General features: G+C 66.4%; 13 protein-coding genes. 4 read left to right on the top strand and 9 right to left on the bottom strand.

Annotated elements, in window-relative coordinates; all coding sequences use genetic code 11:
- Window positions 1-72: 72 nt before the first annotated feature.
- The gene (locus ACXI0U_RS05945; protein ID WP_021219578.1) at window positions 73-732 is read right to left on the bottom strand and encodes a response regulator transcription factor; all 660 of its coding nucleotides are present in this window, start codon (window positions 730-732) and stop codon (window positions 73-75) included.
- Between the two features lie 412 nt (window positions 733-1,144).
- On the opposite strand from ACXI0U_RS05945, the gene ACXI0U_RS05940 reads away from it, so the two are divergent.
- Complete coding sequence (locus ACXI0U_RS05940) at window positions 1,145-4,105, top strand: HD domain-containing phosphohydrolase (RefSeq protein ID WP_021219579.1); 2,961 nt, start codon at window positions 1,145-1,147, stop codon at window positions 4,103-4,105.
- A 68-nt stretch (window positions 4,106-4,173) separates the two neighbouring features.
- Here the strand turns inward: ACXI0U_RS05940 and ACXI0U_RS05935 are convergent, their stop codons facing one another.
- Complete coding sequence (locus ACXI0U_RS05935; protein WP_021219580.1) at window positions 4,174-4,512, bottom strand: 50S ribosome-binding protein YggL; 339 nt, start codon at window positions 4,510-4,512, stop codon at window positions 4,174-4,176.
- 231 nt (window positions 4,513-4,743) lie between these two features.
- Between ACXI0U_RS05935 and dacB the strand changes: the two genes are divergently transcribed.
- Window positions 4,744-6,186, top strand: a complete 1,443-nt coding sequence (dacB, locus tag ACXI0U_RS05930) for a D-alanyl-D-alanine carboxypeptidase/D-alanyl-D-alanine endopeptidase (protein ID WP_431483887.1) — start codon at window positions 4,744-4,746, stop codon at window positions 6,184-6,186.
- 36 nt (window positions 6,187-6,222) lie between these two features.
- On the opposite strand, the gene ACXI0U_RS05925 is transcribed toward dacB, so the two are convergent.
- Both ACXI0U_RS05925 and rlmKL read right to left on the bottom strand, forming a co-directional pair.
- The gene (locus ACXI0U_RS05925; RefSeq protein WP_479549881.1) at window positions 6,223-9,006 is read right to left on the bottom strand and encodes a sensor domain-containing diguanylate cyclase; all 2,784 of its coding nucleotides are present in this window, start codon (window positions 9,004-9,006) and stop codon (window positions 6,223-6,225) included.
- A 123-nt stretch (window positions 9,007-9,129) separates the two neighbouring features.
- Window positions 9,130-11,316 carry a bifunctional 23S rRNA (guanine(2069)-N(7))-methyltransferase RlmK/23S rRNA (guanine(2445)-N(2))-methyltransferase RlmL gene (gene rlmKL, locus ACXI0U_RS05920; RefSeq protein WP_316925192.1) on the bottom strand — a complete coding sequence of 729 codons (2,187 nt, stop codon included), beginning with the start codon at window positions 11,314-11,316 and terminating at the stop codon, window positions 9,130-9,132.
- A gap of 429 nt (window positions 11,317-11,745) precedes the next feature.
- On the opposite strand from rlmKL, the gene rmf reads away from it, so the two are divergent.
- Window positions 11,746-11,961, top strand: a complete 216-nt coding sequence (gene rmf / locus ACXI0U_RS05915; protein ID WP_081672218.1) for a ribosome modulation factor — start codon at window positions 11,746-11,748, stop codon at window positions 11,959-11,961.
- Between the two features lie 95 nt (window positions 11,962-12,056).
- Here the strand turns inward: rmf and ACXI0U_RS05910 are convergent, their stop codons facing one another.
- Window positions 12,057-13,082, bottom strand: coding sequence for a quinone-dependent dihydroorotate dehydrogenase (locus tag ACXI0U_RS05910; RefSeq protein WP_184489198.1), 1,026 nt, complete (start codon window positions 13,080-13,082; stop codon window positions 12,057-12,059).
- 53 nt (window positions 13,083-13,135) lie between these two features.
- A complete protein-coding gene (locus ACXI0U_RS05905) occupies window positions 13,136-13,357 on the bottom strand; it encodes a DUF2835 domain-containing protein (protein WP_236209426.1) in 222 nt (73 codons plus the stop codon).
- Window positions 13,358-13,505: 148 nt separating this feature from the next.
- Here ACXI0U_RS05905 and ACXI0U_RS05900 point away from each other — a divergent pair, with 148 nt between their 5' ends.
- A complete protein-coding gene (locus tag ACXI0U_RS05900) occupies window positions 13,506-14,378 on the top strand; it encodes a DUF6685 family protein (protein ID WP_479549880.1) in 873 nt (290 codons plus the stop codon).
- A gap of 95 nt (window positions 14,379-14,473) precedes the next feature.
- Here the strand turns inward: ACXI0U_RS05900 and ACXI0U_RS05895 are convergent, their stop codons facing one another.
- Genes ACXI0U_RS05895 through ACXI0U_RS05885 form a run of 3 tightly spaced genes read right to left on the bottom strand, consistent with a single transcriptional unit; the run spans window position 14,474 to window position 19,224 of the window.
- A complete protein-coding gene (locus ACXI0U_RS05895; RefSeq protein WP_479549879.1) occupies window positions 14,474-17,755 on the bottom strand; it encodes an ImcF-related family protein in 3,282 nt (1,093 codons plus the stop codon).
- Between the two features lie 38 nt (window positions 17,756-17,793).
- The gene (locus ACXI0U_RS05890; RefSeq protein WP_479549878.1) at window positions 17,794-18,954 is read right to left on the bottom strand and encodes a hypothetical protein; all 1,161 of its coding nucleotides are present in this window, start codon (window positions 18,952-18,954) and stop codon (window positions 17,794-17,796) included.
- A gap of 3 nt (window positions 18,955-18,957) precedes the next feature.
- Window positions 18,958-19,224 (bottom strand): PAAR domain-containing protein, encoded by a 267-nt coding sequence (locus ACXI0U_RS05885; protein ID WP_111264549.1) that lies wholly within the window; start codon window positions 19,222-19,224, stop codon window positions 18,958-18,960.
- Window positions 19,225-19,541 lie beyond the last annotated feature (317 nt).

Genomic DNA, 19,541 nt, shown 5'->3' with positions numbered 1-19,541 from the left:
GGGCAGGAGAAGGGACAGGAAAGGAAGGATCGATGGCAGCGCACCGCTGCGGATGCGCTGCCATCGAGCGACTCACACCAGGTCGTTGCGGTTAGCGAACTCCACCAGTTCGATCAGCGAGCGTGCGTTGAGCTTGAGCAGCAGCCGCGACTTGTAGGTGCTCACCGTCTTGTTGCTGATGAACATCTCGTCGGCGATCTGCTTGTTGGTCAGGCCGTTGGCCAGGTACTTCATCACCACCAGCTCGCGGTCCGAGAGGCGCTCGATCAGTTCGGTGTCACTGGGCACCCCGACCTGGCGCTTGCCACTGCGGATCACCTCGCTGGGGAAGTAGCTGTAGCCCGACAGCACGGCACGCACCGAGGCGGTCAGCTCGCCCAGGTCCCCGCCCTTGCAGACGAAGCCCGCAGCCCCGGCCTGCATGCAACGGGATGCGTAATGGCTGGGGTTCTGCCCGGTCAGCACCAGCACCCGCAAGGGCAGGTCGAGGGAGCTGATGCGGGCGATCACATCGAGCCCGCCGAGCTTGGGAATGCCGATGTCGAGAATCACCAGATCGGGGAGGTGCTCACGGGACAGGGCTATGGCATCGACGCCGTTGTCGGTCTCGCCGATCACCTGGTAGCCCTCACGTGTCAGCAGCAAGCGAACGGCCAGGCGAATGACGGGATGGTCATCCACGATCAGGACCTTGCCCGGGGACTCGGCACCCGTGCGAAGGAATGAGTCCATGTCTACGAGTTTGCTCACCTTTGCGTCTCCATCAGCGGCGATACGAAGCTGCCAAGATAGAGGCGCCATCAAGCCTGTCGAGCACCCTCGGGGGCACTGCTGAAGCTTCAGGACAAGACTTTCAACATCTTGCGACTGCGCCTACACCATCCTCACGAAAGCGGCACGGAACTCGCCTGAAAAGTACCGGGTAGCGTGCATCGCAGCCTGCCGTCGGCCCCCTCTTCGGAGCGTTCACACAGCGCCCGACGCCCGCCGTGGGATCAAGGCGATCGCCCGCCCCACTTCAGCCCCCATCCGGCAGAGCTGGCCAAGGTGTCGTTATTTCTGGCACCGGGCACGCATCTGCACAGGGGCTCATCTATGCTCCATCCGGGTCTTTTCCAAGACAGGGATTCAAGGAGTTCGGGCAATGCCGTACAAGCCGGTCGAACGTCGTTTTCCTCTGCACGTGCATATCAGCCTGCTGTTCACGCTCCTGCTGCTGCTGACCGGCGTCGTGCTCGGCGTCTTCAATTACCGGCAGACGAGCCAGATCATCCTGTCCAGCAGCGACACGCTGTTCGAACGCATCAGCCAGGACGTGGCGATTGACCTGGAGCACACCTACCAGCCCATCTACCACCTGCTCAATCTGCTCACCCTCGACCCCGGCACCCAGCTCGACGACGGCTACCACCGCCAGGAAAAACTCCTGCGCAGCTTCGCCCAGGCGCTGCGCGACAACCCCAAGCTCGCCTCCCTCTACCTGGGCTTCGACGACGGCGACTTCTTCATGGTCCGGCCGCTGCGCACTCCCGAGCTCAAGCAGCGCTTCGATGCCCCGACGGGTGCCGCCTACCAGGTCTGGAGCATCGAGCGCGACAACCTCGCCCGCGCCCGCTCCGAGTCGCTGTATTTCGATGAAGAACTCAAGCTGATCAGCCGGCGCCAGGAACTCAACGAGCGCTACGACCCGCGCAACCGCCCCTGGTATTCACGCGCCCTGGAACAGGGCCGGCACATCACCACCCAGCCCTACGTGTTCTTCTCCACCGGCGCGGTGGGCACCACCCTGGCCCTGCCGGCCGGCAGCGACGCGGTGATCGCCGCCGACCTGACCCTGAACGACCTTTCCGCCACCCTTGCGCAGCACCGGGTCACCCCCTCCACCCAGGTGCTGCTGTTCGCGCCGGATGGCAGCGCCGTGGCCTATCCGGACAGTTCCCGGCTCATCGTGCGGGTCGACGACAAGCCCCAGTTGGCCCGCGCACGTGACCTCGACCCGGCCATCGCCGCGCTGCTCGACCTCGGCCTCTCCGGTGACCAGCGCTCGACCCTGGAGCTGGCCAAGCGGCGCTGGGTGGTGTCGCAGAACCATCTGCAATCCGGGGGGCCGGACGGGCTTTACCTGGCCCTGCTGGCCCCCGAGGACGAACTGCTGGCGGACGCCTACCGCATCCGCTGGCAAGGTGCCGTGCTCACCCTGTGCATCCTGCTGTTGTGCATCCCCCTCGGCTGGCTGCTGTCGCGGGTCCTGGTCAAGCCGCTGAAAGCCCTGGTGGCCGAAGCCGAGGCGATCCGCAGCTTCAATTTCGAAGCACCGGCCATGGGCCGCTCGCCGGTGCTGGAAGTGGACCAGTTGGCCGTGGCCATGGCGCGGATGAAAGACACCCTGGCCAGCTTCCTGGAGATCACCGCCAGCCTCTCCGCCGAGAATCGCTTCGACGCCCTGCTGCGCCGCGTGCTGGAAGAAACGGTGACCATCAGCGAAGCCTCGGGCGGCTTCATCTACCTGCTGGATACCACCAGCGGACGCCTCGAGCCCAACGGCTTGTTCCTCGGCAAGAAAGGCGAGCACGACCTCGAAAGCCACGACCTGCGCAGCCATGCCCTCAACGACGACGACCTGCCCGACTGGCTGCGCCTGCCGGCCAGCGGCGGGCCGAGCCAGTTGCGCACCTTCGGCTACGACCAGGCCGACGGCTTCCGCCAGGTGCTGCAAAGCCTGGAAAGCCCGCGCGTGCACCTGGTCAGCACCGGCCTGCACAACCGCCAGGGCGACACGGTCGGGGTGCTGGTGCTGCTGCACCGCGACACCGGCGACGGCACTGAACTGGCCATGCTCAAGCCCGAGCGCATCGCCTTCGTCGAAGCGATTTCCGGCGTCGCCGCGCTGTGCATCGAAAGCCAGCGCCTGCTGGAGAAACAGAAACAACTGCTCGATGCCTTCATCCAGCTCATCGCTGGCGCCATCGACGCCAAGAGCCCCTACACCGGCGGCCACTGCCAGCGCGTACCGGAAATCACCCTGGCCCTGGCCCGCGCCGCCGCCGCCAGCGACGAACCGCCGTTCCATACCTACAACCCCAGCGACGAAGACTGGGAAGCCCTGCACATCGCCGCCTGGCTGCACGATTGCGGCAAGGTCACCACCCCCGAATACGTGGTGGACAAGGCCACCAAGCTGGAAACCCTCTACGACCGCATCCACGAAGTGCGCATGCGCTTCGAGGTACTCAAGCGCGATGCCTGGGTCCGCTACTGGCAAGCCGTCGCCCAGGGCGCCGACGAGCCCGGGCAGGCACAGCTGCGTGACGAGCTGCTGGCCGCCCTGGACGAGGAGTTCGCCTTCATCGCCCGCAGCAACCTGGGCGGCGAGTTCATGGCCGAGGAAGACCAGCAGCGCCTGCAGCGCATCGCCTCGCGCACCTGGAGCCGCACCCTGGACGACCGCCTCGGCGTGTCCTGGGAAGAGGCGCAACGCATGGCCCGCACCCCGCCCCGCCCGCTACCGGCAGAAGAACCCCTGCTGGCCGACCGCCCCGAGCACCTGCTGGAGCGCCCGGAGGGCGAGCGCATGACGGCCGACAACCCCTGGGGCTTCAAGCTCGAGGTGCCGACCCACAAGTTCAACCGTGGCGAGCTGCACAACCTCTCCATCGCCCGCGGCACGCTGACGGCCGAGGAGCGCTACATCATCAACCACCACATCGTGCAGACCATCCTCATGCTCAACCGCCTGCCCTTCCCGCCACACCTGAAGGACGTGGCCGAGATCGCCGGCGGGCACCACGAAAAGATGGACGGCAGCGGCTACCCGAAACGCCTGTCCCGCGAGCAGATGAGCCTGCCCGCGCGGATGATGGCCATCGCCGACATCTTCGAGGCACTCACCGCGGTGGATCGCCCCTACAAAAAGGGCAAGACGCTGTCCGAGGCGCTGGGGATCATGGTCGGCATGTGCAAGGGCGCGCACATCGACCCGGAGCTGTTCGGCCTGTTCATCCGCTCCGGCGTGTACCGCGACTACGCCGAGCGCTTCCTGCGGCCGGAGCAGATCGACGCGGTGGACGAAGGGTCGATTCTCGAGCGGGCGGGCCTGGCCTCGTAGGCAGCGGGAGACAAATCGCAGGCATGAAAAAGGGGCGCATGGTGCGCCCCTTTTCATGACCGCCGGGATCACTGGTTGATCGGGTTTTCCGGGTACCAGACATCCACCAGCGGGCTCAGGGTGAAGCTGGCCAGCTCGCTGCGGCCCTTGAGCCAGGCTTCCAGCTTGCTGCGCTGCTCTTCGTTGACCGAGCCGCGCTTGGACAGGCAAACGAAACCGTAGTCATCGCCACCGACGTAGCCCAGGCCATTGCCCTGGATGGCATCGTCGATGAACTGATCGAGGAAGCTTTCCAGCTCCGCTTCGGCCAGCCCGTCCTTGTAGGTCAGGCTCAGCTCGCAACCCAGCTCCTGGAATTCATCGACGCAAAGCTTTTTTCGCAGGCGGCGGGAACGGTTAGTAGCCATCAGGCAATCCTCTTCATGTGTTCAAGCGCGGCACTCTAGCAGTTTCCCCGCCGGCTTGCCCGCCCGCGTGGCGGAACGGCAAAACGAAGCCCGCCGCAGAGCGTGCGAGCGGTCAGCGGCACGAGCGCCCAGGAAACGCTTGCGGCATAATGCGCACCATTTCCCGAACACGTCGTGGGAACCTGCCATGCCAATTTGCGTTACTCGCCCTCGTGCGGAGGGCATTCGTTGATGTTCAAGCTCATTCGTATCCTCGCCCTCACCGGCCTCATTCTCCCCTTCGCCCAACCGGCCTTCGCCGTTCAGGTCAATGCCAACGTCCCGGCCAAGGTCCAGCAGGCGCTGAAGAAGAACAAGATCCCGCAGAACTCCCTCTCGCTGGTGACCCTGCCCCTGACCGGCCCCGGCGCGCAGACCATCTTCAACGCCGATGTGTCGGTGAACCCGGCTTCCACCATGAAGCTGATCACCACCTACGCCGCCCTCGAGCTGCTCGGCCCCACCTATCAGTGGAAGACCGAGTTCTTCACCGATGGCACCGTCAAGGACGGCGTGCTCCACGGCAACCTCTACCTCAAGGGTGGCGGTGACCCGAAGCTGAACATGGAGAAGCTCTGGCTGCTGATGCGTGACCTGCGCGCCAATGGCGTGCTGAAGATCACCGGCGACCTGGTGCTCGACCGCAGCCGCTTCGTGCACCCGCAACTACCGGCTTTCAATGACGACGGCGGCGACGAGAACAAGCCCTTCCTGGTCGGACCGGACTCCCTGCTGGTCAACCTCAAGGCCTTGCGCTTCATCGCCCGCGCCGACGGCGGCCGCGCCAGCATCGCCGCCGAGCCGCCCATCGAGAGCATCCGCATCGACAACCAGGTGAAGGTGACCAAGGCCGCGCCCTGCCCTGCCTGGCCCGACGTGCGCTACAACCCGGTGACCCAGTTCGACGGCACCACGGTGATCGCCAGCGGCAGCCTGCCCGAAGGCTGCAGCGCGCAGACCTACCTGTCGCTGCTCGACCACCCGGGCTACGCAGCCGGGGCGGTGCGGGCGATCTGGAAGGAACTGGGCGGCAGCATCCTCGGCAAGGACCGCCTCGCCGGCGTGCCCAAGGACGCCAAGCTGCTGGCGCGGGCCTTCTCCCCGGACCTGGTGGAGATCATTCGCGACATCAACAAGTACAGCAACAACACCATGGCGCAGCAGCTGTTCCTCAGCATCGGCGCGCAGTTCCGCAACGAGGCCGACGGCGACGATGCCAAGGCCGCGCAACGGGTGATCCGCGCCTGGCTGGCGAAGAAGGGCATCACCGCGCCGCACCTGGTGATGGAGAACGGCTCCGGGCTGTCGCGCCAGGAGCGGGTCAGCGCGCGGGAGATGGCGACCATCCTCCATGCCGCCTGGCAGAGCCCCTACGCCGCGGAGTACATCGCGTCCCTGCCGCTGGTGGCGATGGACGGCACCATGCGCAAGCGCCTGCGCCGCACGCCCATGGCAGGCGAAGCGCATATCAAGACCGGCACCCTGAACACGGTGCGTGCAATCGCCGGTTTCAGCCGCGACGACAACGGCAACACCTGGGCGGTGGTGGCGATCCTCAACGACCAGCGTCCGTGGGGCGCCTCCTCCATCCTCGATCAGGTGCTGCTGGACCTCTACAACCAGCCGCGCCGCTGATCCCGCCCCGTTGACGGGGGCGACGCCGCCCCCGTCTCACTCGGCGCAGCACACCTGGTCGCGGCCGCCCTGCTTGGCGGAATAGGCCGCCGTATCCACCCGCCGCAGCAGTGCATCGGCGGTCTCGCCATCACGCCAGCAGGCACAGCCGAAGCTGGCGGTGACGTGGCCGACGCCCGCCACCTCATCCCGGCGCATGCCCTGCAACAGCGCTTCGGCCAATGATCGCGCCTGCTCCAGGTTGGTCTCCGGGCAGAGCACGATGAACTCCTCGCCGCCCAGCCGGCACAGCACGTCGATGCGCCGCAGCCGCTGGCCAATGCGCTGGCACAGTTGCTTGAGCACCCGGTCGCCCGCCTCGTGGCCATGCTGGTCGTTCACCAGCTTGAAGTGATCGATATCCAGCATCACCAGCGAGAACGGGCCCTCGCTGCGCAATGCCCTGGCGATCTCCGCATCCAGGCGCTCCTGGAAATGGCGACGGTTGAACACGCCGGTCAAGGCGTCGGTGATGGACAGTGCCCGCAGCTCCTGCTCCACCAGCTTGTGCCCGGTGACATCGGAGATATAGCCGTGCCACAGCACGCTGCCATCGGCCATGCGCTCGGGCTCCGACTCGCCGCGCAGCCAGCGCAGGCCCTGGCGCGGCAGCAGCACGCGGAAGTCCTCGCGCCAGGTCTGCATGACGGCTGCGGAATGCAGGATGCTGGCGTAGATCCGCTCCAGGTCTTCCGGGTGCAGGCGGGTGAAGGCCTGGGAAGCATCTCCGTTCACCTGCTCGGGCTCGACCTCGAGGATGTCGCTCACCCCGGCACTGACATAAGGGAAGCGATGCCGGCCATCGGGGTACAGCTGGTACTGGTAGATGGCACCCGGCACCCGCGCGCTGAGTTTCTGCAGCAAGCGGTCGCGGTCCTCCAGGGCCTCCTGCACGCGCTTGCGGTCGGTCACGTCGATGGCCACGCCGAGGTAGCCCACCAGTTGGTCGTGCTGGTCGCGCACGCCGGTGAGGATGAGGTTGCCGGTAAGGTGGCCACCGTCCTTGCGCACGTAGGTCCACTCGTGTTCGTCGTAGCAATCACCGGCGGTGACCTCGACCACATAGTGGTGGAAGTCGCGGATGGGCCGCGATAGCCGCTTCGACAGGGCCTCGCAGCGGGCCTGGATCTCCGCCTCCAGGTGCAGCATGCGCGGGCGCTTGCCGACCATCTCCGCGGCGCTGTAGCCGAGCATGCGTTCGGCGCCGACGTTGAACTGAAGGACGAAACCATCGAGGTCGGTGGCGATGATCGACACCTGAGTGGCCGCGTCCAGCACCCCGCGCAACTGCCCGTGGGCCAGCGCCAGCTGCAGCTCGGCGGCCTTGCTGGCGCTGATATCGGTCTGGGTGCCGATCATCCGTAGGGGCGAGCCATCGGGGTTCCACTCCACCACCTTGCCGCGGTCGAGCACCCACACCCAGGCACCGCCCTTGCGCTGCATGCGGTGCTCGCTCTGGTAGATCGGCGTCTCGCCGCGCAGGTGACGCTGCAGGGCGGCATCCACCGCTGGCGCATCGTCGGGGTGTTGCAGGCGCAGGCACAGCTCGGGCTCGTCGGGCACCTCGTCCACGTCATAGCCGAGCATGCCCTTCCAGGCACGGGAGTAGTACACCGTGTCGGAGGCGATCTCCCAATCCCATACACCGTGGCCGGCGCTGTCCAGGGCGAAGGCCCAGCGCTCCTCGCTGAGCTTGAGGTCGAGCTCGCGCTCGCGCAGCTCGCGGGTGCGCTCGGCCACCAGGCGCAGGGCGCGTTGACGCTGGCTGATCAACAGCATCAGGTAGGCCGCCATGAGCAGGGTGATCAGGCCGCCGGTGGCGATCACCAGGTGCCAGGCGGATGAACGGTTGGCCATGGCGAAGCCTTCACTGGGGCGCAGCTCCAGGCGGTAGGTGCGGTCGGCGAAGGCAAAGGAACGGGTGATCAGCAGGCCCGAATCATCGTCCTCGGCCTTGCTCAGGTAGAGCGCTTGCGGGTCGTCTTCCTTGGTGATATCGATCAGACGCATGGCCAGGCTGCCGAGCACCTCGTCGGGAATGCCCTGCTCCATTTCCCGGCGCAGGCTGATCACACCGAGGACGAAGCCGCGCAGCGCGTGGCCCTCGGTGGCGGTCGGGTTGAACACCGGCACCGCCATGAGAATGCCCCGGGCGTCGGCCCCGGGCACGCCAATCAGCGTCAGGGCATCGGAGGCGACGGCCTGGCGCCCGGCGCGGGCCTTGTCCAGCAAGGCTGCACGCTCGGGCTGCGAACTCAGGTCCAGCCCCAGGGGCAAGCGCCCGGCGAGCCCGGACACGCTGTAGAACACCGGCAGGTAGTGGTCGCGCTCGGGGCTGGCCTGGGCGGTGCCGTCCTGGTCCAGGTCATGGAAGCGGAAGCGCCTGAGCCCATCCGCGCGGGCCTCCTCCTCGAACACGGGGCGCTCGCTGCGCGCCACCCAGGGCACCCAGGAATAGGCCAGGGTGTCGTCCAGCAGCGGCTCGACGAAGCCCTGGAATTCGTCACGGCTGACTGTCTGGGAATTGAGGAAGAAGCGCTGCAGGGCGTCCAGCTCCTTCAACTGGTCGCCGAGGCGTTCCTGGATGCGGCTGAGGCGTTCGGTGGCGATCTGCGAGAAGCGCTCACGCAGCTGGTTGCGCTCTGAGTCGTGCACCAGGCTGGCCAGCAGTACGGTCAGGCTGAGACCGCCGGAGATCACCAGCAGGCAGGCCAGCCAGAGCAGGCTGCGGCCGGTCAGGCGGGAGTGCAGGGACGACTTTCCCAGGGCAAGCGACAGCATGCTTACATCTCGGAGCTAAGTGATGAGGACGGCCCCTGTGATCACAAACTTAGCCAACATACTGGCACTTTGCCTAGATAAAACCCTGCCGCCCCTGCCCCGGCTGACGGACGGCAGCGCAGCTCAGCGCGCGGTGAATTTCCAGGCGCGGTGGATCTTCTGGTTGCGGGCGAAATCCGGGTCGATGGTTTCGGCGCTGATCTCGCTCACCTGGTAGCGCTGGTCGAGGCTTTCATCCAGCTGGAACTTGCGGAAGTTGTTGGAGAAGTACAGCACCCCGCCCGGCGCCAGGCGGGCCATGGCCAGGTCCAGCAACTGCACATGGTCGCGCTGTACGTCGAACACCCCTTCCATGCGCTTGGAGTTGGAGAAGGTCGGCGGGTCGATGAAGATCAGCTCGTACTCGCCACGGTCCTCCGCCAGCCAGGCCATCACGTCGCCCTGCTCCAGCTTCTGCTTGTCGGAGAAGCCGTTGAGGGAGAGGTTGCGCCGCGCCCAGTCCAGGTAGGTGCGCGACAGGTCGACGCTGGTGGTGCTCCGGGCACCGCCCTTGGCCGCATGCACGCTGGCGGTCGCGGTGTAGCAGAACAGGTTGAGGAAGCGCTTGCCGGCGGCCTCGCGCTGGATGCGCAAGCGCATGGCGCGGTGGTCGAGGAACAGGCCGGTGTCGAGGTAGTCGGTGAGGTTGACCAGCAGCTTCACGCCACCCTCGCTGACCTCCATGAACTGGCCCTGGGTCGCCTGGCGTTCGTACTGGCGGGTGCCGGACTGGCGCTCACGGCGCTTGACCACCACGCGCGACTGGTCGATGCCCAGTGCCTGGGGAATCGCGGCAAGGGCATCGAGCAGACGGCCCTGGGCCTTCTCCGGGTCAATGGAGCGCGGCGCGGCGTATTCCTGCACGTGCACCCAGTCGCCATAGAGGTCGATGGCCAGGGCGTACTCGGGCATGTCGGCGTCATACAGGCGGTAGCACTGCACGCCTTCGCGCTTGGCCCACTTGCCCAGCTGCTTGAGGTTCTTCTGCAGGCGGTTGGCGAACATCTGCCCGCCTTCGGAGAGGCGCGCCTGCTCCACCACGGGCGCAGCACCGGCCTGGGGCTCGGCAGCGGCGTCCTGGCGGCGCGAACCGGTGACGAACTGGTCGGGCAGCACCTTGATCAGCAGCAGCTTGCACGGCAGCGCGCCGTTCCAGAAGGCGTACTGCTTATGGCTGCGCAGGCCCATGCGCTTGCCCAGCTCGGGTGCGCCGGTGAACACCGCCGCTTCCCAGTTCAGGCAGGACTGGCGCAGGCGCTCGCCAAGGTTCTGGTAGAGGTAAAGCAGGCTGGCCTCGTCGCCCAGGCGCTCGCCATACGGGGGGTTGCTGATGACCAGGCCCTTCTGGTTCTGGTCGGGGCGCGGCTCGAAGGTGGCCAGCTCGCCCTGGTAGATCTTCACCCAGTCGGACAGCCCCGCACGCTCGATGTTGTTGCGCCCGGGCTGGATCAGCCGCGGGTCGGCCTCGTAGCCACGGATCCACAGCGGCGGGCGGGCCAGGCCGGCATCGGCGCGGGCCTGGGCCTCCTCGTGGAGCTTCTTCCAGATCGCCGGCACATGGCCCTGCCAGTTGGAGAAGCCCCAGCGCTCGCGCTTGAGGTTGGGGGCGATATCGGCGGCCATCATCGCCGCCTCCACCAGGAAGGTGCCGACACCGCACATGGGGTCGGCCAGCGCGCCGCCTTCGGCGGCGATACGCGGCCAGCCGGCACGCAGCAGGATGGCGGCGGCCAGGTTTTCCTTCAGCGGCGCGGCGCCCTGCTGCAGACGGTAGCCGCGCTGGTGCAGGCTGTGGCCGGCGAGGTCGAGGGAAAGGATCGCCTCGCCCTTGTCCAGGCGCAGGTGGATGCGCAGGTCCGGGTTGACCTTGTCGATGGACGGGCGCTCGCCGCTGGCGGTGCGCAGCTTGTCGACGATGGCGTCCTTGACCTTGAGGGCACCGAAGTGGGTGTTGTCGATGCCCGAACCGTGGCCGCTGAATTCCACCGCCAGGCTGCCGGTGGGCGACAGGTGGTCGTGCCAGTCAACGTCGAGCACGCCCTGGTAGAGGTCTTCGGCGTTCTGCACCGGGAAGCGCTTGAGCACCAGCAGCACGCGGTTGGCCAGGCGCGACCAGAGGCACAGGCGGTAGGCGGTTTCCAGGTCGCCCTGGCCACGGATGGCGGCCACCTGCTCGCGCGCCTCGACGAGGCCCAGCGAGGTGGCCTCTTCCAGCAACAGGCCCTCCAGGCTTTTCGGGCAGGTGAGGAAGAGTTCGAAAACATCCGACATGGTAGTTCCAGTGCCTTGCGGCTGATCAGCGGCACGGATTCATCTCCGTGCGGTCATAAAATATGTGACTAAAGGTCGCAGAACGGCCCTTCGTCGGATAGGAAAATTCCCATTCTCATCCGCGCGGGCCCATAGCACCGCGACATCATGGGTTTCTCAAGGCCCCATTCCATCGGGGCTGAGCCTGTTCGCACGCGTGACAGGCTCTTACAGCTTATGGTCCGGAACCCATTCTCGTTACGTCCTTATGACAAAACGATCATTCCAATGCCCCGGAGCAACGGTTAGAACTCAGTTATCCGCTGCCGCAACGGTAGCGGAAGGAGAACGGTAACGCCGGCAGCCGTTCTTCAGTGGCAGAGCATTCTCTGCCGGGTTCCCGACTTGGGGCCAATGGACATAACAGTCAACAAATGAGGGCTACACCCTATGAGAAGACTTAAGCGTGATCCGATGGAACGAGCATTTCTGCGCGGTTATCAGCACGGCATTCATGGCAAATCCCGCGATCTCTGTCCTTTTACCCATCCCACCACTCGCCAAGCCTGGATAAACGGCTGGCGTGAAGGTCGCGGCGACCACTGGGATGGCTTTACCGGCACTGCCGGCATTCATCGACTCAACGAACTCCACGCCGTCGGCTGACACTGGATCACACCGACTTCACCAAGCACGCCCCATCCGGGCGGCGGGCGCAAGCCCAGGGGCTCCCTAAGGGAGCCCTTTTTATTGCCCGCGATTCAGGCCTTGGGCAGCGCGGCGATGGCATCCACCGCTTCGCGGATCAGCGCCGGCCCCTTGTAGATGAAGCCCGAATAGATCTGCACCAGGCTCGCCCCAGCGGCGATCTTCTCGGCCGCGTGACGGCCTTCGGTGATGCCGCCCACGGCGATGATGGGCAGGCGCCCGGCCAGCTCGCCGGCCAGGACGCGAACGGTATGGGTGCTCTTGTCGCGCACCGGCGCACCGGACAGGCCGCCAGCCTCGTCACCGTACTCCAGCCCCTCGACGCCTTCGCGACCCAGGGTGGTGTTGGTGGCGATCACCGCATCCATGCCCGACTCGACCAGTGCAGCGGCCACCAGCACGGTTTCCTCGTCGCTCATGTCCGGGGCGATCTTGATCGCCAGAGGCACGCGGCGGCCGTGCCGCACGGCGAGGTCTTCCTGGCGCTGGCGCAGGGCTTCGAGCAACTGCTTGAGCGAATCACCGAACTGCAGGCTGCGCAGGCCGGGGGTGTTGGGCGAGCTGACGTTGACCGTCACGTAGCTGGCGTCGGCGTAGACCTTGTCCAGGCAGATCAGGTAGTCGTCCACCGCCCGCTCGACCGGGGTGTCGAAGTTCTTGCCGATATTGATGCCCAGCACGCCCTTGAACTTCGCCGCGCGAACCCGTGCCAGCAGGTGATCGACGCCATGGTTGTTGAAGCCCATGCGGTTGATGATCGCCTCGGCCTCGGGCAGGCGGAACAGGCGCGGCTTGGGGTTGCCCGGCTGCGGCCGCGGCGTCACGGTGCCGATCTCGACGAAACCGAAGCCCAGTTGGGCGAAGCCGTCGATGGCGTCACCGTTCTTGTCCAGGCCGGCGGCCAGGCCCACGGGGTTGGGGAACTCCAGGCCCATCACCTGCACCGGCAAACTGGCCGGCGCCTTGGTCAGCAGGCCGTTGAGGCCCAGGCGGCCACCGGCACCGATCAGGTCGATGGACAGCTCGTGTGAGGTTTCCGGGGACAGTTTGAAAAGCAGCTCGCGGGCCAGGGTGTACATGGGCGGGTATCGATCGGCGGGATGGGCCGGCGATTATAGCTGCCAGCCCCGCCTCAGGCGAGGCGACGTAACGCCAGCAGCGACCCGGAGGGATCAAATTCCAGCTCGAATGAACCATGAATGCCATCATGGGTCAGAAAAGGCCGCAAATGATGTGCAGGCAGGCTAACCTTGCGCCCGTCGCGGCTGCGCAACATCACTCGGTTGGCGTGGCCCTGGTAGACCGCGAGAAAGCGCTCGGCACTCAGGGAAATATCCAGCACCAGGCTGGGCATGGAGGCATCCTCTTGGTTGAAATGAATAACAGTATCGTTCCGCGCCCCCAGTGGACGCCAGGTACGGACCCATTGCCGGGCAAAGCCGTGCAGCCTCGCCCGACCTCTGCCACACTGCCACTCGTGACCTGGGAGTCCTAGTCTGGCCATGAGTTCGCAGTCGTCCCCATCCTCTCTTTCCTCACGCCTGGCTGCCCTCGCGCAACGCCTCGGCCTGGGAGGACGTGCGCCCCGCCTGCTGGAAAGCGCGAGCCAGCTGCGCTTGCCGTTCCAGCAGTTGAAGCCCCCGGTCGCAGATATCTGGTGGCAGAACGGCCCGCCCCTGCAGCGCCTCGTGGACCTCCCGCGCAGCGCGCTCTCCGGCCCGGTGCAGGAAGACAAGGCCCAGGCCCACGCGGTGCTGATCCGTGTGGTTGAACTGGAGCAGCGCGAACTCACCAATTTCGACCTGCGCCTGATCGATGGGTTCTGCGGCACCGACGGCGCGATGCCCAGCTGCTCCAGCTTCGAGGAGTTCGCCGCGACGCCGGCCTGCCGCAGCGTGCGCATCATCAGCTACAAGGATTTCGTCAAGGCCGTCAGCCTGCCGCTGCCACGCTTCCTGGCCGGCGAGCGGATCAGCCTGTGCCAATCCAGCTGGCACGGCAAACGCGTGTTCTGGAGCGGGACTCACCACCTGGAAGCCTTCGCCGCCGCCATTGCCTACGCCCGCCGCCGCGAGCTGGAAATCAGCCTGCCGGCCGAACTCGCCACCTACCGTCTCAACCCCGCGGGCCTCGCCGAGCTGGACGCCCACTACCACGTACTGGCCATGCCGGTGCAGGCATGGAGCGACCCGGCCTTCATGGGCCTTTTGCTCGACGGCGGCATCCCCTATGCCCGCCTCGCCTTGCTGAAGAACAGCGGTGCCCCCGAACTCCTGCTGCTGCCCAAGGACCACCCCGAGGCCACCGCCCTTGGCGAAGGCCTGCGCCTGGCCGGCGCCGCCGATGTGGTGCGCTACCTCTACGCCCTCGGCTGATTGCCTCTTACGTCACACAGACTAAGTACCGCTGGCGAAGGATTTTCGTTGAACCCGAAACCACTCAAGAACAGACAGACTCATGGCTGCGCTCCTTAATGCGCCAGCTGGCGCGAGGCGCCGCCGGGCTCGAGGAAGATCCGCGCCGGCAGGCTGAAGCCGCGCAGTTGCAGCAGCGCCAGGGGGCCCGCGCCCAGGTCGGTGCGCAGGTGCCAGGTCAGCCCCAGGCCATCGGGGGCCTCCAGCACCAGGCGATAGCGGGTTTCGCTGTCATCCAGCGGAGTGACCCGGGCCCGCTCCAGCAACCGGATCAGGCCCCAGGTGCCGGCGTAGTCGCCAAGCAGCCGCTCTCCGCTCCTGGCGTGGGTCCAGCTCAGGCGCGCGCCGGGGTGATCGCTCGCGCTGGGCCAGTCGAACCGTTGCCAGCGTTCCCGCTGGTTGAAGTACGCCAGGCGATGCCCATCGAGGGTCAGGGTGGTCTGCACGAGGTCGCGTACCGGCTTGGCCCGCAGCTCGAAGGCGATGCCCATGCCGCCGTCGGTGTAGAGCACGTCGGCCAGTTCGGCGAGCCGATTGACCGCCGCGAGGAACGCGGGATCGAGGCGCAGCCCCTGGCCCTGGGTGCTTTCGGGCACCCAGCGATTGCCGTCCTTGCGCAACACGCCACCCAGCTGGCGGGTGAGGAAGCGGTCGATGTGCCCGCTGTCGGCGCGGATCATCTGCCCGAGCATGGGCAGCGATGCGTCGCTGGCGCTCGCGGCGAAGGGGTAGCGGCCGGCGAAGGCGCTGTTCCAGGGCCCGACGATGGCGCGCTGCCAGTGGTCATTGAGCCCGGCAGCGGAAGGTTGCAGGATGCGCTGCCAGGCCTGGTCCAGCGGCTGGACGAACAGTGCCCGGCCAAAGCCGGCCCATTCGCTGCCGAGGCTGGCGGCGATCAGGCTGCCATAGGACTGGGTGTCGGTGAGGTCGACGCTGCGCCCCTGGAACACGGTTTGCGCCAGGGCCTGGATCATCGCCTGGGGGTCCTGGGCGGCGCTCACCTGCTGCAGCGTCAGGCGCACCCGGGTCACGCGGGTGAGGAAGGCGTGCAGGCTGAGGTTGTCGTCGTTGCGCGAGGGCTCGGCGCCCTTGCCGAGCAACGCCAGCAGCGGGCCGAAGCGTTCTTCCAGCGGCCCTTTCGGCAGCGCCGCCAACGGCTCGATGGCCGGGGCCTTGTCCGGCCCCATGAGGTTCTGCGCGGACTGCAGCAGCGACTCGCCCAGGGCCTGGCCACGGGTGCCGGCACGCCCCTGGTAGGACAGGGTATTGACCAGCGCGATGAACGGCGACTGGCGCACATCGGTCATCAGGGTGAGCTGGTCGACCACATCGGCGAGGCTGCCGGCCTCCTGCCAGCGCAGGCTGTTGAGCATGTCCAGCCAGGCCCGGCCGTAGTCCTGGAAGTAGCGTGCGGTCAGGCTTTCGCGCAGGGCCTCGGGGGTCAGCGCGGCGTCGATCTGGCTGCGGTCATCGCTGAGTACCCAGTCGATCTCCTCGCGGCGCGCGGCGGCGATCTCGTCGATGGCCTTGCGCACCCCGCCTTCCCAGGCCTGGCGGGTGAATACACCCGGCACCTCGGCGGCGGTGGAAAACAGCGGCTGGGCGTCGGTATCGCCGACCATCTGCTGCAGCCCCATGGCCGGGTACTGGTTGGCGACGGCGTCGAGCACCTGCCGGTAGAGGGCCGCCTCGCCGTTGCGCTGGCCGAGCTGGCTGATCAGCAGCTGGCGGGCCCGGGCGACCAGGGCCGGGTCGGTGGTGATGCGCCAGCCGGGGTGCGCCTCCAGCTGCGCGGCGTAGAAGCGCCAGAGGTTCGGCGCGATGCCCTGCCATGTGCCCTCGCCGATGCCCATGCGGGCAGGCTCGGCGGCCGCCAGCGCCTTGCCGAGGAATGACGCATCGACATTCTCCGGCCGGGCCATCATCAGGTAGGCCTTGAGCGGCTCGTAGGCCTCCCGGGCCCGGGTGGCGCGCTCAGCGCTGCCCGGCGCCAGGCCGAGCAGCCCGCGCAGCTGGCGCTCGAAGCCGGCCGCTGCCGGGTCGCGGACCAGCCGGTTGTTGGCCGCCTCGTAGCGGGGCCAGAGCGCGGCGAGCAGGCCGTCGTTCTGGCTCAGGCCGAAGCGCTGGTACCAGGGCACGCCGTGCCTGGCGCGTTGGTCGAGGCGGTCGAGCTCATGGACCAGCGCGTTGAGGGCAAGCAGTTGCTCGTCGCCTTCCCGGGGCTGGTCCAGGGTGGCCAGGACGGCCTGCATCTCGGCGATCTGGACACGGTTGCCGGCGAAGGAGAGCAGCGTGCCCAGCCCCCAGAAGGCGACGAGGCCGAGCGCGACGGCGGTCGCGGTGCGCCACCAGGGCCACCCGTAGGGCCGGCCGCCGTGCCGGTCCGCCAGCACGCCTCGCCAGGCCGGGGGCGGCAGCCAATGATGCACCGCAGTGCCCCCGGCGCCCGGCATCGCGAGGCTGAACCAGAGCCCGCGCGGCATCACCCCGTGGCTGCGCTGCAAGTGCTCCCAGGTCCGTCGCCAGCGGGTGATGCCTTCGTCCCGCAGGCCCTGGGCGAGACGCAGGAGAAAGTCATGGCGGTTGTCGGCCTGCATCCGGGCGAGCCCTTGCTCACGCAGCGGCTCAAGCAACTGCCCCAGACGGCCTTCCAGCTGCGCCGGCCCGGCGCGAGGCGCCAGCGTGCAGCCCACAGCGGCCTCGGTGGCCGGTTGCTCCCACTCGCTGCGGCAGACCTCCCAGAGGTGCACCGGCGCCTGCCAGCGCAGCCGCCTGGCGATATCCCGCAACTGGCGCTGGTAGCGGGCCAGGTAGTCCGCATCGGCACCCTGCTGCGCGCTGAGCGCCCAGACGATGCCATCCACGGGCCGACGCGGACGGAGCCGGCGCCATCGTTCGAGACGCGCATCGCCAGCGGCCTCCTCGGCCGCACCGCCCCAGAGCAGGACGACACCCTCGCCTTCCAGCCATTGCGCACCGGCCAGGCCGGGAGCGATGGCCGTGACTTCGTCCGGCTCGCCGATCACCAGGAGCAGGCGGGCGCGGCGGTGCCAGAACGGCCCGTATAGCGCACTCATATGGGAGGGCAGCTTCACGCCCCGAGAGGATGACGGGAGCTTCCCATCAGGGCTCGGCAACACCCCTGAAGCCAGGCTCTGACCCCGATGTTGCCGCCCTTCGAGGTAGGCCAGCACCCTGGGAAGCGTAAAACCGATGATCCCGATGAACATGATCGACAGGAACGCGCACAGCTTGTGCAGATCCCCCACCAGGCCAATCTTGCCGCCGAATCGCCAGATCAACACACCAACAAGCGTCGCCGCTACAACGATCAGCATTGCGACGCCAATTCGGCTCCAAGCGTTGCCATACCCCTTCATGCGCTGCCTCCTGTGGTTAGGGTGCTGATCCAGTGCTGCGACCCTTCGCGTGTGATCAGTAGCAATGGCCGCTGTCGATGCCGGGCCATATCGGCTCCCAGTGCAGCGGCCAACCAGTGGCTCATGGGCCCTGGCAGTCCACTCAGCGACTCCTGGATCCACTGGCACTCGGCTCGCAACTCGCCGCCATGCACTCGATTGAGAGAAAGGAGGGTGGCGAGCGACGCTTTCCAATGCATGCCGTCAGCCAGGATCGCCGTGGCCGATCGCGCCTGTGACTGGGTTTGGAGGAACAACGGCAACTCCTGATCAAGCTGCTCCAGCGCCAAAGGCATAGGGCGCAGCAGTCGGGCTTCTACCGTCAAATGCTCAAGGTCGGCCAAGACATCCGGACACAACAGCAACGCAGCAAGGCCGTCGGAGTATTTCTCTTCGCCGTTAACCTGAAGAACGAGGATCAGGTCGACATGGGTGCCCGGCTTTTTGAGGGACGCCTCTATCCAATCAGGGGACAGTGCGTGAGCAAAGCGAGGAACGACCGTGGCCAGCTCCGGCACCAGGCGCTCGCAGCAACCATCCCATGCACTGCGAAGCTGCTCGGACTCCTCAGGAGCCAGGTCGCTGAGAAGCGTGACCTGTACGGGGTGCTCGGCGGTAAGTCCCGCCAACATTGGCTGCACCCCTTTCAGCAACAGATCCAGCCCAACCTGGAGTCGCCCAACCTCTGCGGGCAGAGAAACGATTCGCCTGGCCGTCCCTATGCGCGGGGGGAGGCTGTCCGCACCCTGGGCAAGCGCGGCGGCCGAGATCTGGTCCGGCAACACGACACAACTGGCCAGCACCGCCATATTGCGCTGAGCCCATTGGTTCCAGGCACTCCCTGCCTCTGCCGCCTCATCCGTCAGGAACTGGAATCGACCGAGCGCCCTACCGTAGCGATAAGCACGCGCGCTGAACGCCAATAACCAGAGCAGCAAAGGCAAAGCCGATAGCATCCAGGTATTGAAGGTGCCCAGTACCGGGATCTCACCAGCGGCCGCCAGCATAAAAAAAACGATACCGACAACCGCCATCAACAGCCCCGCACCAAGCCAACGAGCAGTCGAGAGCGGCTCAGGAGCAACGATGGCCTCAGGGGCGCGACGATTCCAAGCCATGGCTCACATCACCGCACAATCTGGTGCGCTGGAGATCACCTGGCAACCGCAAGCACTTCGACATCCATCCACCACCAGCGCGCGACCATTCTCGGACCAATCCGCGCAACCCTCGACAATGGGGTTCACACCGTGGCCAGGAATGGGACAACTGACCAGATCACCGACCAGTGCCGCCAATTTGCCATGGACTCGGTAGGTGGAAGAGGCGGAAATGACTTGCCCACCATGGGTGGTCTTATCACCTAGCAAAACGAATCCTCGGGACATGAATTCTTCCTTGATCACATAAACAATTGAAACGACGAGCCCGCTAGAAAATCACAATCAGTTTCCTACAACGCATCAACACCGATCGTGCGTTAACTATCCGGACCATGCTTGTGCAGCCCCAGCAAGCAATGAATTCAATAGAGAAAGAGATACAGCCCGCATTGAATGCAACCACCACTCCATAGGCCCCAGGCTCATGAGTCCTTCTGACAACCAAAGCAAGACCGCGAAACTACCGGCCATGTGCAACCTTCATATATATGACTCGAAGATTGTAAGCCCCCTAACAGTACCCGGCACCCTGCAGACCGAAT

It is taken from the genome of Pseudomonas sp. C9D1 (genome assembly GCF_056491235.1).
The sequence above is the reverse complement of the archived record's forward strand: the minus strand, read 5'-3'. Positions and strand labels throughout refer to the sequence as shown.